The sequence below is a fragment of the Aurantiacibacter gilvus genome (assembly GCF_038289935.1).
Taxonomy (GTDB): domain Bacteria; phylum Pseudomonadota; class Alphaproteobacteria; order Sphingomonadales; family Sphingomonadaceae; genus Alteraurantiacibacter; species Alteraurantiacibacter gilvus.
In genome coordinates, this window is the sequence record NZ_JBBYHV010000002.1 from 631,418 (window position 1) to 654,901 (window position 23,484).

Below are 23,484 nucleotides of genomic sequence, written 5' to 3' on the forward strand. Positions count from 1 at the left end.
TGGCGGGGAGGCGGCCTGCTGGAGGCCGCCGACCCCTGTCATTCAGCCGCGATCTGGGTGAAACCGTCGCCGTCTTCGTCCTCGGCGCCATCGTTGAACGATGACAGTTCGACGTTGAGACCCAGCGAGCGCATTTCCTTGACGAGCACGTTGAAGCTCTCCGGAATGCCCGCCTCGAAGGTGTCGTCGCCCTTGACGATCGCTTCGTAGACCTTGGTGCGACCGACCACGTCGTCGGACTTCACCGTCAGCATTTCCTGCAGGGTATAGGCAGCGCCGTATGCCTGCAGTGCCCAGACCTCCATTTCGCCGAAGCGCTGGCCACCGAACTGCGCCTTGCCGCCCAGCGGCTGCTGGGTGACGAGCGAGTAGGGACCGATCGAACGGGCGTGGATCTTGTCGTCGACCAGGTGGTGCAGCTTGAGCATGTAGATAATGCCCACGGTCACCTTGCGGTCGAAGGCCTCGCCGCTGCGGCCGTCATACAGCGTCGACTGGCCCGAGCTGTCGTAGCCGGCCTTCAGCAGCATTTCGGTAACGTCGGCTTCGCGGGCACCGTCGAACACCGGGGTGCCCATCGGCACACCGCGGCGAAGGTTGCTGGCCAGCTCGGCCAGTTCCTCGTTGGTGCGGCCTTCGATGTCCTCGTAGTAGTTCTCGCCGTAGACGTCCTTCAGCTTGTCGATCAGCGCGGCGGGCGGCTTGCCTGCCGTGATGTCCGGGTTGGCTGCACGCCATTCGTCGAGCTGCTCGCCGATCTGCATGCCGAGACCGCGCGCGGCGAAGCCGAGGTGGGTCTCGAAGATCTGCCCGACGTTCATGCGCGAAGGCACGCCCAGCGGGTTGAGCACGATGTCGACCGGCGTACCGTCCTCGAGGAACGGCATGTCTTCCTGCGGCAGGATGCGCGAAATCACACCCTTGTTGCCGTGGCGGCCGGCCATCTTGTCGCCCGGCTGCAGCTTGCGCTTCACCGCGACGAAGACCTTGACCATCTTGAGCACGCCCGGGGCGAGCTCGTCGCCACGTTCGAGCTTCTCCTTGCGGTCCTCGTACTTGTCCTTGATGGCCTTCACGGCTTCATCATACTGGCCCTTCACTGCTTCCAGCTGGGCCTGCATGTTGTCGTCGGCGACGGCGAACTTGAACCACTCGTGGCGGTCGACCTCGTCGAGCACCGCATCGTCGATCACGGTGCCCTTCTTCACGCCCTTGGGCGCTGCCGAAGCGGTCTGGCCGCTCAGCATGTCGCGCAGGCGGTTGTAGGTGGCGCGGTTGAGGATGTTGCGCTCGTCCTCGCTATCCTTCTTGAGGCGTTCGATTTCCTCGTTCTGGATGGCGCGGGTACGGTCGTCGATCTCGATGCCGTGACGGTTGAACACGCGCACTTCGACCACGGTACCGGCAACGCCCGGCGGCAGGCGGAGCGAGGTGTCGCGCACGTCGCTGGCCTTTTCGCCGAAGATGGCGCGCAGCAGCTTTTCTTCCGGGGTCATCGGGCTTTCGCCCTTGGGCGTGATCTTGCCCGCCAGGATATCGCCCGGGTGCACTTCGGCACCGATGTAGACGATGCCCGCCTCGTCGAGGTTGCGCAGGGCTTCCTCGCCGACGTTGGGAATGTCGCGGGTGATATCTTCCGGGCCGAGCTTGGTGTCGCGGGCCATGACTTCGAATTCCTCGATGTGGATCGAGGTGAAGACGTCGTCCTTCACGATGCGCTCGGAGATGAGGATACTATCCTCGTAGTTGTAGCCGTTCCACGGCATGAAGGCGACGAGCGCGTTCTTGCCGAGTGCCAACTCACCCAGGTCGGTGGAGGGACCGTCGGCGATGATATCGCCTTCCATCACGGTCTCGCCAACCTTGACCAGCGGACGCTGGTTCACGCAGGTGTTCTGGTTGGAACGCTGGAACTTCTGCAGCGTGTAGATGTCCACGCCGGGGTTGGTGGTGTCCACCTCGCCCGAGGCACGGATCACGATACGGCCGGCGTCGACCTGGTCGACGATGCCCGAACGCGATGCGGCAATCGCGGCGCCCGAATCGCGCGCCACGGTTTCTTCCATGCCGGTGCCGACCCAAGGCGCTTCGGCCTTGACCAGCGGCACGGCCTGGCGCTGCATGTTCGAGCCCATCAGGGCGCGGTTGGCGTCATCGTTTTCCAGGAACGGAATGAGCGATGCGGCGACCGAGACGAGCTGCTTGGGCGAGACGTCCATCAGGGTGACGTTCTCGTTCGGGCTCATCACGAATTCGCCGTTCTGGCGCGCCGAGACGAGGTCTTCCACGAACTTGCCGTCCTTGTCGATTTCGGCCGAGGCCTGGGCGACGGTGTGCTTCTGCTCTTCCATGGCGGAGAGGTAGTTGACCTCGGACGACACCTTGCCGTCCTTAACGGTGCGGTAGGGCGTCTCGATGAAGCCGTACTTGTTCACGCGGGCGAAGGTCGACAGCGAGTTGATCAGGCCGATGTTCGGGCCTTCCGGCGTTTCAATCGGACAGATGCGGCCATAGTGCGTCGGGTGCACGTCGCGCACTTCGAAGCCGGCACGCTCACGCGTCAGGCCGCCCGGGCCAAGTGCCGAAACGCGGCGCTTGTGGGTGACTTCCGACAGCGGGTTGGTCTGGTCCATGAACTGCGAGAGCTGGCTCGAACCGAAGAACTCGCGCACGGCAGCCACGGCGGGCTTGGCGTTGATCAGGTCGTTCGGCATCACGGTCGACACGTCTACCGAGCTCATGCGTTCCTTCACCGCGCGTTCCATGCGCAGCAGGCCGACGCGGTACTGGTTTTCCAGCAGCTCGCCCACCGAACGCACGCGACGGTTGCCGAGGTTGTCGATGTCGTCGACGTCGCCCTTGCCGTCCTTCAGGTCGACAAGTTCCTTGACCACGGCGAGGATGTCTTCCTTGCGCAGGGTGGTGACGGTGTCTTCGGCGTCGAGGCCGAGGCGCATGTTCAGCTTCACGCGGCCCACGGCCGACAGGTCGTAGCGTTCGCTGTCGAAGAACAGGCCTTCGAACAGGGCTTCGGCGGTTTCCTTGGTCGGCGGTTCGCCCGGACGCATGACCTTGTAGATAGCCTCGAGGCCTTCCTCGCGGTTTTCGGCCTTGTCGACGTCCAGGGTGTTGCGGATCCACGCACCGGTGGTGACGTGGTCGATGTCGAGCAGGTCGAGCTGGTCGATGCCGGCGGCGTCGAGCTTCTCGAGGTTCTCCGGCGAGACTTCCTCGCCCGCCTCGATGTAGATGCGGCCGGTCTTCTCGTCGATCAGGTCCTGCGAGGCATAGCGGCCGAAGATCTCCTCGGTCGGGATCAGCAGGGTCTTCAGGCCGTCCTTCTCTGCCTTGTTGGCAGCGCGCGGGGACACCTTCTGGCCAGCGGGGAAGACTTCCTCGCCGGTCTTGGCATCAACCAGGGCGAAGGCGGGCTTGGCACCGCGCCATGCTTCGGCGACGAACGGGATTTCCCAGCCCGCGGAATCCTCGGCGCCCTTCTTGCCGGTCGCACGCTTCCAGGTGACCTTGTCGTAGAAGTGATCGAGGATGCCTTCGCTGTCGAGGCCGAGGGCAAAGAGCAGCGCGGTGACCGGCAGCTTGCGCTTGCGGTCGATACGCACGTTGACCACGTCCTTGGCGTCGAATTCGAAATCCAGCCACGAACCACGGTACGGAATCACGCGGGCAGCGAAGAGGAACTTGCCCGAGGAGTGGGTCTTGCCGCGGTCATGGTCGAACAGCACACCCGGCGAACGGTGCATCTGCGACACGATCACGCGCTCCGTGCCGTTGATAAGGAAGGTGCCGTTGTCGGTCATCAACGGCATGTCGCCCATGTAGACGTCCTGCTCCTTGATATCGAGCACGGAGCGGGTCTCGGTCTCCTGGTCGACTTCGAAGACGATCAGGCGCAGGGTGACCTTCATCGGGGCAGCATAGGTGATGCCGCGCTGGCGACACTCGGTGGTGTCGTACTTGGGGTCTTCCAGCTCGTAGTGGACGAAGTCGAGTTCGGCCGTGCCGGCGAAGTCGCGGATCGGGAACACCGAGCGCAGGGTCTTCTCGAGGCCCGAGACGTAGCCGATCGAGGGATCGGAACGCAGGAACTGCTCGTAAGATTCGCGCTGCACCTCGATCAGGTTCGGCATTTCCACCACTTCGTGGATGTCGCCGAAAATCTTGCGGATGCGCTTGGACTTGGTTCCGGTGGTCGCCGGGACAGACTTCTTCGCCATATTAGAGCCGAGGCCTCTTCTTCGCGTGTGGGCACGGCCTCGCGGAAGGCAGTGCGGAAATGTCGATCACATGCGGGGAAACGTGAAACGCACGAAAGGCCGCAAGAGGGCGCACCCTGTCGGGCACTGCCTTCGCAGCCTTGGTTCATTTGTCTCACGCAGATGCCGGAACTTCCGTTCGTGGACGCGCCCCCGCGTTAGGCGCACCTTGCTCGAAGCTCTCCGGCCGGAGGGCGCATATAGGGTGAGGAGGGGTGCGGGTCAATGGGGGCGACGCCGCGATCTTCCCTCGCCGGTAGCGCCGCGGCATGAAAACGTGCAATGCTCGTCGCCAATCATTTGAGGTGGAGGATGAAAGCGGAATGAGAAGTCTAGTCGTTGCAGGGTTCGCAGCCAGCTTGTTGGCCGGATGTGCAACGGTCGGGGAAGCGCCGACCGTGCAGGCACAAGAGCCGGAGTCGCGGCAGCTCGTTGGCCTGCAGTTCCTCTATGGTTCGGGCGAAGCCGCAGCGGTCAGCCTGGGCACCTATCGCAGCCTGGAAACCCACGCCTTGGCCATGGCCGCCGATCGGCCGGAATTCAGCGTCATCGTGACACCCGAAGCCACGCTGGACGCGCCAAGTTACGTGCCTTGCGGTGACAAGCCGCTGGCCGTGGTCTTCGACGTCGACGAGACGGTCACGCTCAACACCGGCTTGGGCTACAACCAGTTCACCGGCGGCAACAGTTCGCTGGCAGCCGAGCATCCGGTGCGGGCCGCGCCGGGTGCGGTCGAGGCCATCAGGCGGCTGGAACAAGCCGGAATCACCGCGATCTACAACACCAACCGCACGGTCGACATGGCCGAACTGGTGGCCGGGTTCCTCGTTTCGATCGGCCTCGACCGCCCGGTGATGGGCGAGAACTACTTCCTCAACGGCATGGACGAACTGGGCGGCAACAAGGACGGTCGCCGCTGGACGATTGCCGAAGACTGGTGCGTGGTGGCCATGGCCGGCGACCAGCTGGGCGACTTTGCCCAGATACTGAACACGGTCGAGCCGGTACCGGCACGGAGGGCGGCGGCGATGACCGGACCCTATGCCGGCAATTGGGGCAATGGCTGGTTCCTCCTGCCCAACACCGCATACGGGCGGGCGTTGGAAGGCGATGTCGGCGACATTTTCCCCGAAATGGTGGAAGCGGCGAACTGAGCCGTACCAACCGCCTGACCGCACCTGCCGGGCAGGCGGTGCGGCTATTCGATCCGCTCGATCACATAGACCCCGCCCGTCACCGGGTCGGTTGAGCGCCAGACGCCGTCATCGCCGACCTCTTCGGCATAGCACATCTGCGGCGCGCCCTCGGCTGCGGCGGTGAAGCAGAGTTCGGCGCTGGACTTCTGTTCGTAGGTGCCTTCCTCGATCACCGTGCCGTCCTCGTCACGGAAGGCGTAGGTGCCATCGGGGCGAAGCTCCTCGATCAGGACCGCGCCGTTCTCGTCGATGGCATGGTAGAGTCCGGCCGAGGGGCCGCCATCGGCCGCCGTAACGGCAGGAGCCTCTGCCGGGACCTCAGCGGCGCTGTCCGCTTCGGGCTCGGCAGCGCAGGCGAGCAGCGCCATGCAGGCGGCAGGTCCGAAGAGGGACTTCGTAATTTGCACATTGGGCTCCCTTGGCTTGCAGGCGGTCGGCAAGGGCAGATGTTGGGCGATGGCCAACCGATAGGCAAGGGGGCGTTCCGGAAGGGTTGCACCGGGCGCCGGTCGCGGCCAAGTGGCCGACATGATTGCCGCGCCCAGACTTGCCCTGCCACTCGTCGCCCTCGCCTTGTCCGCCTGTGTCGCCACACCGGCGACCTCGTCCTTGCCGCAGCCCTGGCTGGAGGCCGGTCCCTTGCGGGAGGTCCAGCCGGATGCCGGCCCCGCCGATCCCGCCGTGCGCGGGGTGTGGCAAAGCCGCGGCTATGGCCGCCTGCTGCATATCGAAGAGAGCGGGGTCACCCGGTTCGAGATCGGCGACAGCTGCTATGCCCCGCCACGCGGCGACGGCGCGCAAAGCGAAATGGACGCGGTCTCCTACCGCTTCTTCCGCATGCTGCCGGGCGAAGACAGCGCGATCTTCCAGCTGCTGCGCGGCGATACCAATGTCGTGTTCGACCGGCTGGAGGCCTTGCCCGAAGGTTGCACTGAGAGCCCCGCCGACGATCCCCGCGCAGTGGCCGATGCCTTCCTCGACATGTTCGAACGCCACTATGCCTTCTTCGACCGGCGGCCGCCTGGCCACGCCGAACGGGCGCAGCGGGTAGAGGCGGCAGTGCGGCCCGACATGAGCGAGGCGGAACTGTGGGACGCGCTGGCTTCCTATATGGAAGGCCTGTCGGACAGCCACACCAAGCTGATCGGCGAAGTCGATGGCGAGCGGCGCCGGGTGCAGGACGGACAGGGCGAGACCCTGCCGCGCATGCGCAGCGCCGAAGGCGGCGAGACCGCCTGGCTGGTGGGCCTGATCGAGCAAACCGTGGCCGGCCTTGGCGACAGCGCACACCACACCGGCCGCGACCGGATCATCTGGGGCCTGGCCGACGAGAGCGTCGGCTATTTGCAGGTGTTCCAGATGGGCGGCTTCACCGACCGCGAGGACTTTGGCAGCGATGCCTGGGCCGAGGCCGAGATGGCCGAGTTCAACCGCATCATGGACGAAGCCTTCACCGCCTTTGCCGAAGAGGATGTCGAAGCCGTGATCCTCGACCTGTCGAACAACCGGGGCGGCTGGGACCGGGTGGCCAAGGCCCTGCCCGGACGCTTCACCGACGTGGCCTATACCGGCTTCACCACGCAGGCGCGCGGCTCCGGCCTCGCGCCCTTCCCGCACCGGATCGAACCGGCCCAGGGTCCGCGCTTCACCGGGCCGGTCTACGTACTCACCAGCGACGTGACCGTCAGCGGCGGCGAGCTCGCCACGCTGGCCCTGCGGCAAAACCCGCGCGTGACGCAGGTGGGGCAGGTGACGCGTGGTGCCTATTCCACGCCGCTGGCCAAGCGCCTGCCCAACGGCTGGCTGGTGGAACTGTCGAACGAGGTTTTCGCCGCGCCCGACGGCACGGTCTACGAAGAGCTGGGCCTTGCGCCGGAGATCGCGATCGACGTCTATCCCGCCGAGGATCCGGTGCGCGGGCACTGGCGCGCGGTCATGCAGGTGGTGGCGCTGGCACGCGGCACCTGACTCCGGAGCGGGCAGGCCGCCCGATTCGCCGCTTTCCTACAGCCGAATCGCGCGCCTAGCTTCGCCGCAGGCCTTTTTGACCCGGTCCGCAGCCAGACTGCCGAACCGCCGCCGCGCGGAGATGTAGCCATGCCTCCCTCGCTTGTACTTTCTCAACCAACCCCTTGTTTTTCATCATCCATCGTCACGCTGCGACTCGGAGCTTGCACCGCAAAACGATAAGCGGCATATCGTTTTACAATATTATTGATTGACAATAAGAATGCGCGCGGCCATATCGATTTTCAACAAGACACACCAAGGAGATCGATAAATGACCCGTTTCGCCAACAATGCCTTCGCCGCCGTGTTTGCCCTGATCGTCATGGCTACCAGCTTTTCCGCCATCACGTCGGTGCCCGCCGATACGCCCGTCGCCGCCATCGCTCTCGCACCGGCGCTGGCCTGATCCCGACCACCGAGGACTGACCCATGACCATGCCCCCGTCTGCCCGCCCCAACGACCTGCTGCTGCTCGCCGGCAAGGTCCTCTCCATCTTCCTGCAGTCCATAATGGCCCTTGCCTCCGTCGTCCTGGTGATCGCGGTCGGCGCCTTGCTGGTGATGCGCGGCACCATCATCGCCGAATATGCCGAGCATGTGGGTGACCCCGAAGCCGTCTTCCCCGTCTTCGCCGCTGTCGGCGTGGTGCTGATCGGCCTGGCAATCGTCGCCTCATTGTTTGTCTTCTTCGGCAAACTGCGGCGGATCATCGCCACGGTGGGCGAAGGCGATCCCTTCGTGCCTGCCAATGCCGACCGGCTGAACCAGATGGGCTGGCTGATGCTGGGGGTGCGGTTGCTGATGTTTCCCGCCATGGCGCTGGGCACCTGGCTGGCCAGCTATGCCGACGAAATGGAAGATGTACACTTCAGCATCGAGGGCGGACTGGACCTGTCCGGCATCCTGCTGGTGATCATCCTGTTCATCCTTGCCCGCGTGTTCCGCCACGGCGCTGCCATGCGCGAAGACCTGGAAGGAACCGTGTGATGGCTCCCAAGACCTCTGCCGAAGAAGGAACCAAGATCGTGGTGAAACTCGACGACCTGCTGCACGCCCGTCGCATGACGCTGACCGAACTGGCGGAGCGCGTCGGCCTTACCCTCGCCAACCTGTCGATCCTCAAGACTGGCAAGGCCAAGGCGATCCGCTTCTCCACGCTCGAGGCGATCTGCCGCGAACTGGAATGCCAGCCGGGAGACCTGCTGGGCTACGCAGCCGAATAACCTTCCGGGGAGGAGGAGAAGGGCCGGGGCATCGCTCCGGCCCTTCGCGCGTTCCCGGTCCTAGCCCAGCGCCGCCAGCGAACGGCGCAGCCGCGGGGCGGCATAGTCGAGGAAGGCGCGGGTCTTGAGCGGCAGCAGCTCACGCCCGGCATGGATCAGGTGGACCGGGGCCGGCTCCAGTTCGAAGTCCTCCAGCACCAGCCGCAAGGCACCTTGCTCAACCGCCTCGTGCACCTGGTAAACCAGCAGGCGCGCAAGGCCGGTCCCGGCAAGCGCTGCCGTCACCGCGGCATTGGCGGTGGTGACTGCCAGGCGCGGCGTCACGGGTACCTCGAAGGGCATGTCCGTCCGCGGATCGTTGAAGCGCCAGCCGGCCGCCAAGACGCCGACGTCGAAACAGACTGCGGGCATGCCGGTCAGCTCGCGCGGATGGCGTGGGCAGCCGTGGGCCGCAAGCAAGGACGGGGTGGCACAGACGACGGTGCGCATGGAGCCCAGCCGCGTCGCCACCAGGTCGCTGTCGGGCAAGGCACCGATGCGCAGGCCAAGGTCCACCTGGTCCTCGATCAGGTGCAGGTTGCGGTCGGACAGGACGAGGCGGACGTTGATCTCCGGGTGGGAGGCCAGGAAGTCGTTGACCACCGGCAGCACATGCAGCCGCCCGAACATCAGCGGCGCGGTCACCACCAGCTCGCCGCGCGGGACGAGGTATTCGCCAGCTGCCGCGCGCTCGGCCTGGTCGACCTCTTCGAGGATCCGCCTTGCCGCCGTGAGGTAGGCCATCCCGGCATCGGTCAAGGCCAGCTTGCGGGTGGAGCGGGTGAGCAGGCGACTGCCGAGGTGGCTTTCCAGCTCGCTCACCTTCCGGCTGACCGAGGCGAGCGGCATGCGCAGGGCCTTGGCGGCAGCGGTGAAACTGCCTTCGTCCACGACGCTCCGGAACACCGACATGGCTTCGAGACGGTCCATCATTCTTCCGCTTATTGGAACAGACAGTCTCAACTTTAGACGATTATCTTGCCCGCAGAAAGGGGCCAGATGGCTACCAGACGGACAAACCGGTCCGCCCCCCAACTGGAGAACACCATGTCCCGCATCGCCATCCCCACCCTCGACATGTCGCCGGCAGATTCGCGCCCCGTGCTCGACGCGGTCAACCAGCAGCTGGGCAGCGTGCCCAACCTGTTCCGCCTGCTGGGCAACAGCCCCGCCGCGCTGAAGGCCTACACCAGTGCCAACGGCGCGCTGACCAAGGCGCTCGACGTCAAGACGCGTGAGCGGATCGCCCTCGCCGTCGCCCAGGTCAACGGCTGCGGTTACTGCCTCGCCGCGCACACCTACCTCGCCACCAACCTCGCCAAGCTGCCGCCCGAGGAAATCGCCCGCAACCGTGCCGGCGGTTCGACCGACGCCAAGGCCGACGCCGCCGTGCGCTTCGCCGCCAAGGTCACCGCCGAACGCGGCAAGGTGAGCGATGCCGACCTCGCCGCTGTCCGTAACGCCGGTTTCAGCGACGCGCAGGTGGTCGAGATCGTCGCCCTCGTGGCCGAGAACGTGTTCACCAACTTCCTCAACGAAGTTGCCCAGACTGACGTCGACTTCCCCGTCGTCGACGTGGCTCAGGCCGCCTGAGCCAGGCGGGCCGGCGCTGCCCGTCCCCTCTGCGCCGGCCCGCTTCCCTTTTTGCCCGGAGTTACCCGCATGGCCTATGGCTTCCTCGACATCGCCAGCACGCCCAGCGTCCATGCCATGCAGGCAAAGATGGGCAGCGCGGACTACTGGCGAAACGTCGAGACCAGTCGCGAATTCGACCGCTTCACCGGCAAGGAAGCCATGTTCATTGCCGAGCGCGACAGCTTCTACATGGCCAGCGTCAGCGAGGACGGCTGGCCTTACGTGCAGCACCGCGGCGGCCCGCCCGGCTTCGTCAAGCTGGTGGACGATACGACGCTCGCCTTCGCCGATTTTCGCGGCAACCGGCAGTACCTGACCATGGGCAATGTCGCGGCCGATCCGCGCGTCTCGATGATCATGGTCGACTATCCGCGCCGCGCACGACTGAAGGTCTTCGCCCGTGCCGAACTGGTCGAGCTGGACGCCGATCCGGATCTCGCTGCCACGGTGCTCGCCCCCGTCTACCGCGGCAAGGCAGAGCACGTGGTCCGCCTGCACCTGCTCGCCTTCGACTGGAACTGTCCCCAGCACATCACCCCGCGTTTCAGCGAGGCCGAGGTGACCGAGGCGGTCGCGCCCCTGCACGCCCGGATCGCCGAACTCGCCGCCGAGAATACCGAACTGCGCAGCCGCCTCACCCGACAAGGAGAGCCATAATGGAAATGCCCCGCCCCCCGCTTCCGCCCTTCACCGATGCCGAGCACGCCGCGCGCAAGGTGCGCATGGCCGAGGACGCGTGGAACTCGCGCGATCCCGAGCGCGTCGCGCTGGCCTACACGTCGAACAGTCGCTGGCGGAATCGTAGCGCGTTCCTGCAGGGCCGCGGGCAGATCGTCGACTTCCTCACCCACAAATGGGCGAAGGAACTGGACTACCGACTGGTCAAGGAGCTGTGGAGCTACACCGACAACCGCATCGCCGTGCGCTTCGCCTACGAATGGCACGACGAGGCCGGCCAGTGGTACCGCTCCTACGGTAACGAGCTGTGGGAGTTCGACGAACAGGGCCTGATGCGCTGGCGTGTAGCCAGCATCAACGACCTGGCAATCCCGGAACACGATCGCCGCTTCCACTGGCCCCTGGGCAGCCGTCCGGACGATCATCCGGGCCTGTCGGAAATGAGCCTTTAGCCAAGGCGGTTGTCATCCGCCACGAAAGCCGTGCGACCATCAGGCCCATGTTTCCGCAAACACCCGCAGGAAATTCCTGCCAAGGACCTTTTCAACCACGCTTTCGCGGTGCCCGCGCCGCAGCAGTTCTTCGGCCAGGCGAACCATGCGGTGCGGACCATTGAGTTCGGTCACGAAAGGCGGCGGGCCTTCGCCTGGCGCGCTGACTCCGGCTTCGCGCCGGGCTTCGATACTCGCGTTCCAGTGCTGCAGGCTTTCTTCGCTGGTGTCGAAACCGAACATCAGCCCGTCCGACCCGATGCCCACACCGTCTTCGCCGCAAACATTCAGTGCATGTTCGATGTGACGCATCAGGTCCGCCAACCCCTGCTGCGCGGACCCTGGCGTAAGGAACGGCAGTTCGTACAGCCCGACCAGGCCGCCGCTATCGGCAATGGCCCGCAAGGTGGCATCGGACCGGTTGCGCGGATGCGGATGGACCGCAGCGCAACCGGCGTGCGAGATCATCACGGGTCGCTGCGATGCCGCGATTATCTCGCTGGTCGAGCGCGCGTTGGAATGGCTGGCGTCGATGGTTACGCCCAGGGTGTTCATGCGATCGACGGCTTCGCGACCAAGCTCGGTCAACCCGCCTTCGCTGTCCGCGATGTTCACGCCGGCTGCGAAGGGCGACGCGCCGTTGTAGGACAGCTGCATCGACCGCACGCCCAGCCGGTGGAACACATCAATGCGCGCGACATTGCCCTCCAGCATGGTGGTGGCCTCGAAAGCGTAGATGACACCGACACGCTCGCTGTGCTTTGCCACGAGCAGGTCTTGCGCGCTGCCGATCTTCGTGAAGTACCGCGCATTCGCCACGATCGCGTCGTCGATCCCGGCGATATATTCTTGGGTCTCCGCGAAAGTCGGATTCGGTCCGGCAAGGCTGAACTTGACCGCTGTCAGGCCGGTAGCGCGAACCTGGGCAGCAAAGTCCGCGTCCTCGGGAATGTCGGGGAAGCCAGGCAACAGGTTGCCATTGATGACCATGCTGCGGGAAACGAGGCGCGCGGCACGCTCCGCTGCCGTCGCCTCCGCAATGCCGGGAACGGTTGCACAGGCTCCGAGTACGCTGCACCCGCCAAGCTGCACAAAGCCGCGGCGACCAATCCTTCGCGTCAACATTTTACTCGCTCCTGCATTTATGTAGGTGCCTACGCATATGCAAGTTGATAGGCAGGGGCAATGACAAATTCCGACTATCCGTTGCAGGCAGGCAAGGGCGCGATCGGCGCGCGGCTGCGGCGGCTATCCGAGCGCATCGACCGCGAAGCCGGCCGTTGTTACGGGCAATTCGGCACGCGTTTCGAGCAGCGCTGGTTCGGTATCCTCAACCAGCTGACGATCCACGGGCAGATATCGGTCGGCAGCCTTGCCGGCATCCTCGGCATCAGCCACGTATCGGTCAGCCAGGCGCGCAAGTCGCTGGAGAACGAAGGCTATGTCGCCTCTGCCCCTGACCCGGAGGATGCCCGCAAGTCGGTGCTGTCGCTGACCCCGGCAGGCAAGCAACTTACCCGGCAATTCGCCCCGCTGTGGGCGGCCATGGAAGAAGCGTCACGCGAACTGTGCGAGGAGGCGGATGGCCTGCTTGAAGCACTGGGACAGCTGGAGCAGGCGCTCGATGAAGAATCGCTCACTGATCGCGTAAACCGCCACCTCGCGGGCCAGACGGCGGAAGGGCACGAGGCCGGGTGATCATTCCGGCCTCGCCGGTTCAAGACCGTTGTCGTTCCGCGTCTCAGTCGTCGAGGAAGCTGCCGCTGCCCGGCAACTGCTTGTAGGCGACCACGCCGGCAAGCACGAAGCCGACGGTGCGCAGGAAAACGAGGATTGCCCCGGCCGATCCGACCTCCCCCGTCCCGCCATAGCGCGAGGAGGAGACGGTCATGCCGAAGGTCGAAGCCTCGAAGAACTCGCCGAAGGTCAGGTAGGGGGCAAAGTCGTACTCGGGGATGAAGGCCCCGCGATAGGAGAACCAGTAGAACAGCACGAGCGACAGCACCTGCACCGCCAGGATCGCAGCCAGCAGGCCCGGCATGGGGCGCTCCAGCCCCTGCTGCCTGGCCGTGAGGTAGAACCCGGACACCGCGAGGAAGCCGCAGATGATCGCCCCGATCGGCACGAACAGGACAATCGAAATGCCGAACAGCGACAAGCCGACGGTGTTTTCCAGCAGCGCATTTGCGTAAGGCACGACCAGCGCGGTCAGCACGCCTGCCCCAACCACCACCAGCAAGTTGCGATCCATAAACCCTCTCCCCCTGAACGGCATCACGATAAGGCAAAGGCGGCGCCTGCCAAGCCATGCACCAGAGGATATCAACTTGACTCGCGCAGCATATGCGCTAGTGGCCCGCCCGACCGTTTTGCAACGGTCATCCGTCCGAGACAGTTGGTGACCGGAATTTGCCGGTCTTAATTTCCAGCCTAGACGGGGAAAAGAGTTTTTGCAGGGCGCCTCGTGCACCTGCCTTCCGCGTGATGTGTCACGCACCTCCTTCCCCATCAACGGACTCGTCCACGTGGCATGAGCCGCGTGGCAACATGAGCCGGTCGCGGCCGCCCCAAAAGGCGTTCGCGGCCATAGTGAAGGAGTACGGCATGGATCGTTCGCAGAAAACCGAAGCGGTCGCCCAGCTCAACGCTGTGTTCAACGAGGTCGGCGTGGTGGTTGTCACCCGCAACCTCGGCATGACGGTGGACCAGTCCACCGACCTGCGGAACAAGATGCGTGATGCAGGTGCGTCCTACAAGGTTGCGAAGAACCGTCTCGCCAAGCTCGCCCTGAAGGACACCGATTACGCGGGTATCGAAGAGTATCTCTCCGGTCCCGTCGGTCTGGCCTGGTCGGAAGACCCGGTCGCAGCCGCCAAGGCTGCTGTCGATTTCGCCAAGTCGAACGACAAGCTGGAAATCGTCGGTGGCTCGATGGGCACGCAGGTGCTCGACGAAGCTGGTATCAGGTCCCTGGCCTCGATGCCCAGCCTCGACGAACTGCGCGGCAAGATCGTGGGTCTCGTCAACGCCCCGGCAACCAAGATTGCCCAGGTCGTCAACGCCCCCGCAGCCAAGCTGGCCCGTGTCTTCGGCGCATATGCCGCCAAGGACGCCGCCTAAGAGACAGTTCTCGCATTCGAGACGAAACATCATGGGACACAAGTCCCGCCCAAATTGGAGTGATACATCATGGCTGATATTGCCAAACTTGTTGAAGAACTGTCGGCGCTGACCGTCATGGAAGCGGCCGAACTGGCCAAGGCGCTGGAAGAAGAGTGGGGCGTTAGCGCCGCTGCTGCTGTTGCTGTTGCTGGCCCCGCCGGCGGTGGTGCTGGCGAAGCCGCAGCCGAAGAAAAGGACGAATTCGACGTCGTCCTGACCGGCGACGGTGGCAAGAAGATTCAGGTCATCAAGGAAGTCCGCGCCATCACCGGCCTGGGCCTGACCGAAGCCAAGGCTCTCGTCGAAGGCGCGCCCAAGGCCGTCAAGGAAGGCGTGAACAAGGCTGAAGCCGAAGAAATCAAGGGCAAGATCGAAGCTGCCGGCGGTACCGTCGAGCTAAAGTAAGCCTTTATGCGAATTTCGTGGGTGTCTTGAAGCGCCTGCGGACAGGAGGGCGGTACCGCAAGGTGCCGCCCTTTTTGCATGCCGAGACGGCACTGGGCGGCACAAGGCTGCAGCATGAACGGCAAGATCATCGCGCTCGCCGGTTCGGGTGCCCACGACTTTTCCAAGCAGTGCAGCGAAAATCTGCTGGTGATTGCCGGCATCGGCATCGAGGGTGACGCTCACGCTGGCGAGAAGGTGCAGCACCTTTCTCGCGTGGCGATTGACCCGGCGCAGCCCAACCTGCGGCAAGTACACTTGCTACACAGCGAATTGCTGGACGAGCTTAGGTCAGAGGGGTTCGAGGTCGAACCGGGACAGTTGGGCGAGAACATGACTACACGCGGGATCGACCTGCTCGGCCTGCCCGCCGGGACCGTGCTTCGGATCGGCCAGTCCGCACAGCTAAAAGGTCACCGGATTGCGCAACCCCTGGAAGCAAATCGAAGCGTTTCGGCCCGGATTGCTCGCACGTCTGGCGCGCAAGCGCGGTGACGGCACAATCGAGCGACTCGCCGGAGTCATGGCAATCGCAATCGTGGACGGAGAAGTCGCCTGCGGCGACACGGTGGCGGTACAATTGCCCGTCTTACCGCACCACCCGCTTGAACCCGTCTAGAGCGTCTTGAGGTAGTTCACCACAGCCGTGATTTCCGCCTGGTCGAGGCCCGGGGCCGGCATCAGGCCGCCGGGGACCACGGCATTCGGGTCGGCCAGGTAACGGCGCAGGTTGGCCTCGGTCCAGGTGATGTTCGCGCCCTGCATGGCTGGGCTGTAATTGGCGCCGGCGACCGCACCGGCGCGGCGACCGACCACACCGGCCAGCGTCGGGCCGACACCGTTCTGGCCCGGCTCCACGCTGTGGCACACGCCGCAGGTGGTGAAGGATGCGGGCGGCGTAGCCGGAGCTGCAGCCACGGTGGCAGCGGCGCTGGGCGTGGCGCTGGCAGCCGGTACCGGCCCGGCTTCTTCCTCTTCCTCGTCGAGGATCTCGAGCGCTTCTTCCTCGTCGCCCTCCTCCACGGCTTCGTGGATCTCGCGCGAATCGGCCAGCTGTTCGGCGTCGACCGAAGCCACGTCCTCTTCCAGTTCCTCGTCAGTGGGTGCTCCGCAGGCGGTCAGCGCCAGGGCAAGTGCAGTCGAAGTGGCGAGAGCAAGGGTAATGCGCATGATGTCTTTCCAAAAAGGCCGTGTCCGAAGAAATATTCAGGCAGCCCTTTAGGCGTGAACCACCCTGATCGGCAAGTGTCCCCGCGCCTTGTGGCCGCAGCGCCGCACCAGCGCGGCAAAGCGGCACCGGGCGCGGCATGTGCCTTCCCCCGGTAACAGCGCGCGCCTATCCGGACCGGCTGCTTTTCCGGCAGTCATGACCATGCGGCCCGTAGCCCACCCTCCCACGCCCGGCTGGAAAGCCGAGACGCACGAAACGCTCCGCCTCGCGGGACCGCTGGCGCTCGCCAACCTGCTGCAGATGCTGACCTATGCCATCGACGTGATGTTCATCGCGCGGCTGGGGCCTGACGAGCTGGCGGCATCGGCGCTGGCGGTGGCGCTGTTCGGCCTCGTCCTGTGGTCGCTGCAGAGCCTGACCGGCGCGGTGGCTCCGATCATGGCCGCCGAACTCGGCGCGCGCGGACCGGCGCTGCGACCGGTGCGCCGCTCGATGCGCATGGCGCTGTGGCTGTCGGTGATCGTTTCGGTGTTCGGCATGGGCGTCTGCGCCCTGCTCGGCCCGTTGATGCGGGTGACCGGGCAGGAGCCGCACATCGCCGCGCTCGCCACAAGCTACATGAACGTCCTGCTGTGGTCCGCGCCGCTGATGATCATGGCCGGCGTGCTGCGCAATTTCGTCGCCACGCTGGGGCGCCCGCTGTTCGCCACCCTGATCACCGCGCTGGGGATCGGGGTGAACGCGCTGGGGAACTACATGTTCATCTTCGGCGAGCTCGGCGCGCCTGCCATGGGCCTGCCGGGTGCCGCCGTGGCGACCTTCATCACCGCGGTGGCGATCCTGCTGATGTATGCGCTGGCCATCCGCCTCGATCCGCGGCTGCACCGCTACCATATCCTCGGCTACTTCTGGCGGCCCGACTGGCCGCGCTTTGTCGAGATCGTGAAGATCGGCACGCCGATCGCCATTACCGTGCTGGCCGAAGCCGGCGTGTTCGGCGCGGCGGCATTCCTGATGGGCCGCATCGGCGGGCTGGAGCTGGCCGCGCATACCGTGGCACTGAACCTCGCCGCCTTCGCCTTCCAGGTGCCCTTCGGCGTCGGGCAGGCGGCGACCATCCGCGTGGGCTACTTCCTTGGCGCGCGCGACCCCGTCGGCATGGGCCGCGCGGGGTGGACCGGGATTGTCATGGGCACCGGCTTCATGGCCGCAACCGCGCTTGCCATGGTGCTCGTCCCGCACGGCTTGCTGGCGCTCTACATCGACACGGCGAACCCCGCCAACGACGCACTGCTCGAGGTCGCCGTCGGCTTCCTTGCCATTGCCGCAGCCTTCCAGCTGTCGGACGGCGTGCAGGCCGTGGCGGCGGGTGCGCTACGCGGCTTGAAGGATACGCGCGTGCCGATGTGGATCGCGGTGTTCTCCTACTGGGTGCCCGGCTTCGGCCTCGCTGCCGGACTGGGCCTCATGACTTCACTGGAAGGAACCGGCGTCTGGATCGGGCTGGCGACCGGCCTGACATTCGCAGCCGTGCTGCTGCTGTGGCGCTGGTATCGCCGCGAAACACTGGGCCTGACGACACCCAACGGCTGAAAAATCTGCTGCCGGCCCCATTGACTCTGCCTCGGCTGAACCCCATTTGCGCGGCGCTGGCACTCTCGACCGGAGAGTGCCAATCGCAACAACAACTCTACAGGAAGAGGTCATATAATGGCATTCCGTCCGCTGCACGACCGTGTACTGGTCCGCCGCATCGAGGCCGAGGAAAAAACGGCCGGCGGCATCATCATCCCCGATAGCGCCAAGGAAAAGCCCAGCGAAGGCGAAGTCGTCGCTGTTGGCAACGGCTCCAAGGCCGAAGATGGCACCGTCACCCCGCTCGACGTCAAGGCTGGCGATCGCGTGCTGTTCGGCAAGTGGTCGGGCACCGAGGTCAAGCTCGATGGCGAAGACCTGCTGATCATGAAGGAAAGCGACATCATGGGTGTGCTGGGCTGATCCAGCCTGCGTCGCCCCGGACCTGATCCGGGGCCACTGACCACCCGGTCACCGCTTCCTACCAAGAACCCAACGATCCCGGATCAAGTCCGGGATGACGAACAGGAGAAACAACAATGGCTGCCAAGGACGTAAAGTTCGGCCGTGATGCGCGCGAACGCATCCTGAAGGGCGTCGATACGCTCGCCAACGCCGTAAAGGTCACGCTGGGCCCCAAGGGCCGCAATGTCGTGCTCGACAAGAGCTTCGGCGCTCCCCGGATCACCAAGGACGGCGTAACTGTCGCCAAGGATATCGAACTGAAGGACAAGTTCGAGAACATGGGCGCGCAGATGCTTCGCGAAGTGGCTTCGAAGGCCAACGACGCTGCCGGTGACGGCACTACCACTGCCACCGTGCTGGCCCAGGCCATCGTGCGTGAAGGCATGACCGCCGTCGCTGCCGGCATGAACCCGATGGACCTGAAGCGCGGCATCGACCTCGCCGTGACCAAGGTTGTCGCAGACCTGCAGGCCCGTTCGAAGGACGTGTCGGGCAACGACGAGATCGCCCAGGTCGGCATCATCTCCGCCAACGGCGACCGTGAAGTCGGCGAGAAGATCGCCGAAGCCATGGACCGGGTCGGCAAGGAAGGCGTGATCACCGTGGAAGAGGCCAAGGGCCTCGAATTCGAACTCGATGTCGTCGAAGGCATGCAGTTCGACCGCGGCTACCTGTCGCCCTACTTCGTGACCAACCCGGAAAAGATGACCGTCGAACTCGACGATCCCTACATCCTGATCCACGAAAAGAAGCTGTCAAACCTGCAGTCGATGCTGCCGGTGCTCGAAGCCGTGGTGCAGGCCGGTCGTCCGCTGCTGATCATCGCCGAAGATATCGAAGGCGAAGCCCTGGCCACCCTCGTGGTCAACAAGCTGCGCGGTGGCCTGAAGATCGCTGCCGTGAAGGCACCGGGCTTCGGTGATCGCCGCAAGGCCATGCTGCAGGACATCTCGATCCTGACCAATGGCGAGATGATCTCCGAAGATCTCGGCATCAAGCTCGAGAACGTCGGCCTGTCGATGCTGGGTGAAGCCAAGAAGGTCACCATCGACAAGGACAACACCACCATCGTCGATGGCGCCGGTGATGCCGATGCGATCAAGGCCCGCGTCGAACAGATCCGTGCCCAGATCGAAACGACCACCTCGGACTACGACCGTGAAAAGCTGCAGGAACGCCTGGCCAAGCTGGCCGGCGGTGTTGCCGTGATCAAGGTCGGCGGTGCTTCGGAAGTCGAAGTGAAGGAACGCAAGGACCGCGTCGACGACGCCCTGCACGCCACGCGCGCAGCCGTCGAAGAAGGCATTGTCCCGGGCGGTGGTACTGCCCTCCTTTACGCCACCAAGGCGCTGGAAGGCGTCTCCGGTGAGAACCACGACCAGACCCGCGGTGTCGAAATCGTGCGCCAGGCGATCCTCGCGCCGATCCGGCAGATTGCCACCAACGCCGGTCATGACGGTGCCGTGGTTTCGGGCAACCTGCTGCGCGAAGGCGACGAAAGCCAGGGCTTCAACGCTGCGACCGACACCTACGAGAACCTCGTGGCTGCCGGCGTGGTCGACCCGACCAAGGTCGTGCGCACGGCCCTGCAGGACGCCGCTTCGGTCGCTGGCCTGCTGATCACCACCGAGGCTGCGATTTCGGAAATTCCGGAAGACAAGTCGTCCGGTGGCGGCATGCCCGACATGGGCGGCATGGGCGGTATGGGCGGCATGGGCTTCTAAGCCCTGCTGTCATCCGACACGAGAAACGGGGCCGGGGGAGCAATCCTCCGGCCCTTTTCTTTTGTGCGATTCCTGCCAAGGTCCGCGCGGGACCAAAAGTTACGAGGGAAACCACCACAGTGAAAAGATTCGCCCCGCTGCTACTGGCAGCTGCCGCCCCACTTGCGCTGACCGCCTGCGACGTCACCGGTCCCGAAACGGCCACCATCGAATGCGCCGACCAGACGCAAACCGAGTGCATGAATGCCTGGTTCGAAGAGAAGTTCGACGAATACCTCGCCTTCAGCCCGATCACGCAGACCAGCCTTGGCATCAAGACCGACTACGACAAGATCGACGACCTCAGCGTCGAAGGCATCGAGGAACAGGACGCATGGCTGCAGCAGGCCCGCGCCGACATGGAAGCCAACTTCGACTACGACGAGCTGACGGACGAGGGCAAGCAGTCCTACGACGTGCTCGTCTTCCTCGCCGAAAGCTCGGCCGAGCGGCTGCAGTACCTCGAAAACGAATATATCCTCGACCAGATGTCCGGCGCCCACACCGGCCTGCCCTCGTTCCTGCTGGGCCAGCACACGGTGGAAAGCGAGGAGGACATGGAAGCCTTCATCTCCCGCATTTCCGGCATCGGTACGGCCATGGACCAGCTGCTGGTCCGCGCGCAGCACAATGCCGAGGCGGGCACCCGCCCGCCGCGCTTTGCCTATGACGCGGTAATCGCGGAATCGCAGGGCCTGATCACCGGCGCGCCGTTCGACGATGGTGAGCCCTCCGCGCTGTGGACCGGCACCGAGGAACGCCTCGCCGCCCTGGTGGAAGCCGACACGATCAGCGAGGAACGCGCTGACGAACTGCGCGAGCAAGCGCGTGTGGCGCTGACTGACGACATGGCCCCCGCCTACCAGCGCGTGGTCGACTGGTTCACCGAAGACCGCGCCAATACCACCGAGGTCGCCCAGGGCGTCTCTTCCCTCACCAACGGCGGCGACTATTACACCTATGCCCTGCGCGGCATGACCACCACCGACATGTCGGCGGACGAGATCCACGAGCTGGGCCTGGCCGAAGTCGCCCGCATCCGCGGCGAGATCGAAGAGGTGATGGAGGAAGTCGGTTTCGAAGGCACCATGCAGGAATTCTTCGCCTATACCCGCGATGACCCGCAGTTCTTCTATCCCGACAACGAAGCCGGTGCGCAGATGTACATCGACCGCGCTACCGAGGTGATCGACAACATCACCGCGCAGCTACCCGATTACTTCGGCACCCTGCCGCAGGCGGCGCTGGAAGTGCGCCGGGTGGAAGCCTTCCGCGAACAGGACGGCGCCGCCCAGCACTATCGCCCCGGCACGCCCGACGGTTCGCGCCCCGGCGTCTACTATGCCCACCTGTCGGACATGACGGCCATGCCGATCCCGCAGCTGGAAGCCATCGCCTATCACGAGGGCAATCCGGGCCATCACATGCAGATCTCGATCTCGCAGGAAATCGAAGGCCTGCCGCGTTTCCGCACGCAGGGCTCGTTCCAGACCGCCTATGTCGAAGGCTGGGCGCTCTACGCGGAATCGCTGGCTGGCGAGATGGGCGGCTATGAAGACCCCTATTCCCGCTTCGGCATGCTGCAGAGTGAGATGTGGCGCGCCATCCGCCTGGTGGTCGACACCGGCATCCACTCCAAGGGCTGGACCGAGGACGAGGCCGTTGCCTACTGCCTCGAAAACTCCTCCAACCCGGAAACCACGGCCCGCAGCGAAGTGCAGCGCTACTTCGTCCTGCCGGGCCAGGCGACCAGCTACAAGATCGGCCAGATCCGCATCCAGCAGCTGCGTGCGCAGGCCGAGGAAGAACTGGGCGATGCCTTCGACATCCGCGGCTTCCACGACACCGTATTGAACGGCGGTTCGCTGCCGCTGTCGATCCTGGAACGGCGCGTGGCACTGTGGATCGAAAGCCAGCGCGAAGCCTGATCGGCGCGCTGTCGCAAGTATGGGCCGGGGGAGCGATCCTCCGGCCCGTTTGCCTTGTGCAACCCTATTCGTTTGACTTGGTGCCCCGCATCGCCTTGGCTCGATGCCAAGGGGACATTTCATGGATCAAGCGAAGAAGCCACCTCGGGTCATTGGCCTGGGGAGCGCTGTTCTGCTCAACCTCAACGGGGTGGTGGGCGCGGGCATCTTTGCCCTGCCTGCCTTGCTCTACGCCGGCGCCGGAAGCCTCGCGCCGCTGGCCATCCTTGTCTTCGCCCTGCTGACCGCATCAACGCTGGCGATTGCCGGCAAGCTCAGCACCTTGTTCGACCAGTCAGGCGGTCCGCAGCTCTATGTCGAGACAGCTTTCGGGCGTTTCGCCGGGTTCGAGGCAGGCTGGTGCATATTGGGTGCCAACATCGCCGCGCGGGCAGCCAACTTCCATGTCATCGTCTCCTATCTCGCTGCGGTGTTCCCGCTGTTCGACGACCCGGTGCTCCGCATGGCAACCATCCTTGCGCTGATCGTGGTGTTCACGCTGTTGGCGATTTCCGGCACGCGCCGTTCCATCGGTGCGCTGTGGGTAGGCACCGTGCTGAAGCTCGCCCCGATCCTGTTGCTGTGCCTGGCCGGCCTGTTCGTCAACGGATTGCCGACGAATTACGTCGCGCCGCAGTTCAGCGAAGTCGAGGCGACCGCGCTACTGCTGGCCTATGCCTTTTCGGGTGGCGGCGTTTCGACCATTTCGGCCGGGGAGACGAAGAACCCGCACCGCACGGTGTTCCTGTCGATGTATATCAATCTCGCCATCGTGGCGGCGCTCTATGCGCTGGTGCTGCTGGCCTATGTCGCCATCGCCCCGGACGGGGCCAACGTGGACAGGCCGCTGGCCGCAGCTGGCGAGGCAGTGTTCGGTGGCTGGGGTGGCACCTTGATCGCGGTCGCGGCAATCTTTTCCATCGGCACCGGCCAGCTCAATTACTTCGTCACCATGCCGCGGCTGCTCTACGGCATGGGACGGCGCGGATTGCTGCCGGCCCGCTTTGCCAGCATTTCCGACCGGTTCGACACGCCATGGTTTGCCATCGCGATCTACGGCGTGATCATCGCTTTCCTCGCCCTTTCCGGCACCTTCCAGTCGCTCGCCAATCTGCTGGTGGCGGCGGAAACGCTGGTCGTGCTGGTAATGATCGCGGCCTTCGTCACCATGTGGAAGCGAGGCACCGGAGCCTTTGCCAAGGGGCTGGGCGCGCGGTGGGGCGTGATTGCGGCTGTAGCCACGGTTTTCATGTTCTGGATGCTCGCCCAGGTGCCGCAGAGCGCCGCCGTGCCGACGCTGGGTATCCTTGTTGCGGGCGGGCTGGTCTATCTCCTGTCGCGGCGGACCGATGGCGAGGTGGAGAAGATCCACATCGCCACCGGCTGAATCC

The 23,484-nt window shown here is 64.8% G+C and carries 23 protein-coding genes; 17 read left to right on the forward strand and 6 right to left on the reverse strand.

Annotated features, from left to right (window positions below):
* Positions 1-38: 38 nt before the first annotated feature.
* Positions 39-4,235 carry a DNA-directed RNA polymerase subunit beta gene (gene rpoB / locus AAEO60_RS12940; protein WP_341674125.1) on the reverse strand — a complete coding sequence of 1,399 codons (4,197 nt, stop codon included), beginning with the start codon at positions 4,233-4,235 and terminating at the stop codon, positions 39-41.
* 437 nt (positions 4,236-4,672) lie between these two features.
* On the opposite strand from rpoB, the gene AAEO60_RS12945 reads away from it, so the two are divergent.
* Positions 4,673-5,428, forward strand: coding sequence for an HAD family acid phosphatase (locus AAEO60_RS12945; RefSeq protein WP_341674126.1), 756 nt, complete (start codon positions 4,673-4,675; stop codon positions 5,426-5,428).
* Between the two features lie 44 nt (positions 5,429-5,472).
* On the opposite strand, the gene AAEO60_RS12950 is transcribed toward AAEO60_RS12945, so the two are convergent.
* Positions 5,473-5,877: a hypothetical protein gene (locus AAEO60_RS12950; RefSeq protein ID WP_341674127.1), complete on the reverse strand. Its 405-nt coding sequence runs from the start codon at positions 5,875-5,877 to the stop codon at positions 5,473-5,475.
* Between the two features lie 121 nt (positions 5,878-5,998).
* Here AAEO60_RS12950 and AAEO60_RS12955 point away from each other — a divergent pair, with 121 nt between their 5' ends.
* From AAEO60_RS12955 to AAEO60_RS12970, 4 genes are all read left to right on the forward strand, one after another.
* A complete protein-coding gene (locus AAEO60_RS12955) occupies positions 5,999-7,438 on the forward strand; it encodes a S41 family peptidase (RefSeq protein WP_341674690.1) in 1,440 nt (479 codons plus the stop codon).
* Positions 7,439-7,751: 313 nt separating this feature from the next.
* Positions 7,752-7,886 carry a hypothetical protein gene (locus AAEO60_RS12960; protein ID WP_341674128.1) on the forward strand — a complete coding sequence of 45 codons (135 nt, stop codon included), beginning with the start codon at positions 7,752-7,754 and terminating at the stop codon, positions 7,884-7,886.
* A gap of 23 nt (positions 7,887-7,909) precedes the next feature.
* Positions 7,910-8,467: a DUF2975 domain-containing protein gene (locus AAEO60_RS12965; protein ID WP_341674129.1), complete on the forward strand. Its 558-nt coding sequence runs from the start codon at positions 7,910-7,912 to the stop codon at positions 8,465-8,467.
* Entirely contained in the window at positions 8,467-8,703 is a 237-nt protein-coding gene (locus AAEO60_RS12970) for a helix-turn-helix domain-containing protein (RefSeq protein ID WP_341674130.1), read from the forward strand. The genes AAEO60_RS12965 and AAEO60_RS12970 overlap by 1 nt, the downstream gene beginning before the upstream one ends.
* Before the next feature lie 60 nt (positions 8,704-8,763).
* Here the strand turns inward: AAEO60_RS12970 and AAEO60_RS12975 are convergent, their stop codons facing one another.
* Positions 8,764-9,672, reverse strand: coding sequence for a LysR substrate-binding domain-containing protein (locus AAEO60_RS12975; RefSeq protein WP_341674131.1), 909 nt, complete (start codon positions 9,670-9,672; stop codon positions 8,764-8,766).
* 117 nt (positions 9,673-9,789) lie between these two features.
* Between AAEO60_RS12975 and AAEO60_RS12980 the strand changes: the two genes are divergently transcribed.
* The 3 genes from AAEO60_RS12980 (at position 9,790) to AAEO60_RS12990 (ending at position 11,507) form a co-directional block, all read left to right on the forward strand.
* Positions 9,790-10,335 (forward strand): carboxymuconolactone decarboxylase family protein, encoded by a 546-nt coding sequence (locus AAEO60_RS12980; protein WP_341674132.1) that lies wholly within the window; start codon positions 9,790-9,792, stop codon positions 10,333-10,335.
* Between the two features lie 69 nt (positions 10,336-10,404).
* Complete coding sequence (locus AAEO60_RS12985) at positions 10,405-11,034, forward strand: pyridoxamine 5'-phosphate oxidase family protein (protein WP_341674133.1); 630 nt, start codon at positions 10,405-10,407, stop codon at positions 11,032-11,034.
* The gene (locus AAEO60_RS12990) at positions 11,034-11,507 is read left to right on the forward strand and encodes a nuclear transport factor 2 family protein (protein WP_341674134.1); all 474 of its coding nucleotides are present in this window, start codon (positions 11,034-11,036) and stop codon (positions 11,505-11,507) included. Before AAEO60_RS12985 ends, AAEO60_RS12990 begins: the two co-directional genes overlap by 1 nt.
* 39 nt (positions 11,508-11,546) lie before the next feature.
* Here the strand turns inward: AAEO60_RS12990 and AAEO60_RS12995 are convergent, their stop codons facing one another.
* Positions 11,547-12,671, reverse strand: a complete 1,125-nt coding sequence (locus AAEO60_RS12995; RefSeq protein WP_341674135.1) for a dipeptidase — start codon at positions 12,669-12,671, stop codon at positions 11,547-11,549.
* 60 nt (positions 12,672-12,731) lie between these two features.
* On the opposite strand from AAEO60_RS12995, the gene AAEO60_RS13000 reads away from it, so the two are divergent.
* The gene (locus AAEO60_RS13000; RefSeq protein ID WP_341674136.1) at positions 12,732-13,244 is read left to right on the forward strand and encodes a MarR family winged helix-turn-helix transcriptional regulator; all 513 of its coding nucleotides are present in this window, start codon (positions 12,732-12,734) and stop codon (positions 13,242-13,244) included.
* Between the two features lie 43 nt (positions 13,245-13,287).
* On the opposite strand, the gene AAEO60_RS13005 is transcribed toward AAEO60_RS13000, so the two are convergent.
* Positions 13,288-13,797 (reverse strand): hypothetical protein, encoded by a 510-nt coding sequence (locus AAEO60_RS13005; RefSeq protein ID WP_341674137.1) that lies wholly within the window; start codon positions 13,795-13,797, stop codon positions 13,288-13,290.
* Between the two features lie 353 nt (positions 13,798-14,150).
* Here AAEO60_RS13005 and rplJ point away from each other — a divergent pair, with 353 nt between their 5' ends.
* The 3 genes from rplJ (at position 14,151) to AAEO60_RS13020 (ending at position 15,647) form a co-directional block, all read left to right on the forward strand.
* Positions 14,151-14,666: a 50S ribosomal protein L10 gene (gene rplJ / locus AAEO60_RS13010; protein ID WP_341674138.1), complete on the forward strand. Its 516-nt coding sequence runs from the start codon at positions 14,151-14,153 to the stop codon at positions 14,664-14,666.
* Positions 14,667-14,735: 69 nt separating this feature from the next.
* The gene (gene rplL / locus AAEO60_RS13015; RefSeq protein ID WP_341674139.1) at positions 14,736-15,113 is read left to right on the forward strand and encodes a 50S ribosomal protein L7/L12; all 378 of its coding nucleotides are present in this window, start codon (positions 14,736-14,738) and stop codon (positions 15,111-15,113) included.
* A gap of 114 nt (positions 15,114-15,227) precedes the next feature.
* On the forward strand, positions 15,228-15,647 hold the full coding sequence (locus tag AAEO60_RS13020; RefSeq protein WP_341674140.1) for an MOSC domain-containing protein: 420 nt from the start codon (positions 15,228-15,230) through the stop codon (positions 15,645-15,647).
* A gap of 120 nt (positions 15,648-15,767) precedes the next feature.
* Here AAEO60_RS13020 and AAEO60_RS13025 read toward each other — a convergent pair whose 3' ends face one another.
* Positions 15,768-16,322, reverse strand: coding sequence for a c-type cytochrome (locus AAEO60_RS13025; protein WP_341674141.1), 555 nt, complete (start codon positions 16,320-16,322; stop codon positions 15,768-15,770).
* A 196-nt stretch (positions 16,323-16,518) separates the two neighbouring features.
* Here AAEO60_RS13025 and AAEO60_RS13030 point away from each other — a divergent pair, with 196 nt between their 5' ends.
* The 5 genes from AAEO60_RS13030 (at position 16,519) to AAEO60_RS13050 (ending at position 23,480) form a co-directional block, all read left to right on the forward strand.
* Complete coding sequence (locus AAEO60_RS13030; protein ID WP_341674142.1) at positions 16,519-17,916, forward strand: MATE family efflux transporter; 1,398 nt, start codon at positions 16,519-16,521, stop codon at positions 17,914-17,916.
* A gap of 117 nt (positions 17,917-18,033) precedes the next feature.
* Complete coding sequence (gene groES, locus AAEO60_RS13035; RefSeq protein WP_341674143.1) at positions 18,034-18,321, forward strand: co-chaperone GroES; 288 nt, start codon at positions 18,034-18,036, stop codon at positions 18,319-18,321.
* A 116-nt stretch (positions 18,322-18,437) separates the two neighbouring features.
* On the forward strand, positions 18,438-20,087 hold the full coding sequence (groL, locus tag AAEO60_RS13040) for a chaperonin GroEL (RefSeq protein WP_341674144.1): 1,650 nt from the start codon (positions 18,438-18,440) through the stop codon (positions 20,085-20,087).
* 119 nt (positions 20,088-20,206) lie between these two features.
* The gene (locus AAEO60_RS13045) at positions 20,207-22,054 is read left to right on the forward strand and encodes a DUF885 domain-containing protein (RefSeq protein WP_341674145.1); all 1,848 of its coding nucleotides are present in this window, start codon (positions 20,207-20,209) and stop codon (positions 22,052-22,054) included.
* Between the two features lie 121 nt (positions 22,055-22,175).
* Positions 22,176-23,480 (forward strand): APC family permease, encoded by a 1,305-nt coding sequence (locus tag AAEO60_RS13050; RefSeq protein WP_341674146.1) that lies wholly within the window; start codon positions 22,176-22,178, stop codon positions 23,478-23,480.
* Positions 23,481-23,484: the final 4 nt, after the last annotated feature.

Coding starts and splice junctions, on each gene's coding strand:
- AAEO60_RS13005 (WP_341674137.1), bottom strand. CDS start 13,797: ATGGATCGCAACTTGCTGGTGGTGGTTGGGGCAGGCGTGCTGACCGCG.
- AAEO60_RS13020 (WP_341674140.1), top strand. CDS start 15,228: ATGAACGGCAAGATCATCGCGCTCGCCGGTTCGGGTGCCCACGACTTT.
- rplJ (WP_341674138.1), top strand. CDS start 14,151: ATGGATCGTTCGCAGAAAACCGAAGCGGTCGCCCAGCTCAACGCTGTG.
- rpoB (WP_341674125.1), bottom strand. CDS start 4,235: ATGGCGAAGAAGTCTGTCCCGGCGACCACCGGAACCAAGTCCAAGCGC.
- AAEO60_RS12975 (WP_341674131.1), bottom strand. CDS start 9,672: ATGGACCGTCTCGAAGCCATGTCGGTGTTCCGGAGCGTCGTGGACGAA.
- AAEO60_RS12970 (WP_341674130.1), top strand. CDS start 8,467: ATGGCTCCCAAGACCTCTGCCGAAGAAGGAACCAAGATCGTGGTGAAA.
- AAEO60_RS12960 (WP_341674128.1), top strand. CDS start 7,752: ATGACCCGTTTCGCCAACAATGCCTTCGCCGCCGTGTTTGCCCTGATC.
- rplL (WP_341674139.1), top strand. CDS start 14,736: ATGGCTGATATTGCCAAACTTGTTGAAGAACTGTCGGCGCTGACCGTC.
- AAEO60_RS13025 (WP_341674141.1), bottom strand. CDS start 16,322: ATGCGCATTACCCTTGCTCTCGCCACTTCGACTGCACTTGCCCTGGCG.
- AAEO60_RS12980 (WP_341674132.1), top strand. CDS start 9,790: ATGTCCCGCATCGCCATCCCCACCCTCGACATGTCGCCGGCAGATTCG.
- AAEO60_RS12990 (WP_341674134.1), top strand. CDS start 11,034: ATGGAAATGCCCCGCCCCCCGCTTCCGCCCTTCACCGATGCCGAGCAC.
- AAEO60_RS13030 (WP_341674142.1), top strand. CDS start 16,519: ATGACCATGCGGCCCGTAGCCCACCCTCCCACGCCCGGCTGGAAAGCC.
- groL (WP_341674144.1), top strand. CDS start 18,438: ATGGCTGCCAAGGACGTAAAGTTCGGCCGTGATGCGCGCGAACGCATC.
- AAEO60_RS12955 (WP_341674690.1), top strand. CDS start 5,999: ATGATTGCCGCGCCCAGACTTGCCCTGCCACTCGTCGCCCTCGCCTTG.
- AAEO60_RS12965 (WP_341674129.1), top strand. CDS start 7,910: ATGACCATGCCCCCGTCTGCCCGCCCCAACGACCTGCTGCTGCTCGCC.
- groES (WP_341674143.1), top strand. CDS start 18,034: ATGGCATTCCGTCCGCTGCACGACCGTGTACTGGTCCGCCGCATCGAG.
- AAEO60_RS13050 (WP_341674146.1), top strand. CDS start 22,176: ATGGATCAAGCGAAGAAGCCACCTCGGGTCATTGGCCTGGGGAGCGCT.
- AAEO60_RS13000 (WP_341674136.1), top strand. CDS start 12,732: ATGACAAATTCCGACTATCCGTTGCAGGCAGGCAAGGGCGCGATCGGC.
- AAEO60_RS12995 (WP_341674135.1), bottom strand. CDS start 12,671: ATGTTGACGCGAAGGATTGGTCGCCGCGGCTTTGTGCAGCTTGGCGGG.
- AAEO60_RS12985 (WP_341674133.1), top strand. CDS start 10,405: ATGGCCTATGGCTTCCTCGACATCGCCAGCACGCCCAGCGTCCATGCC.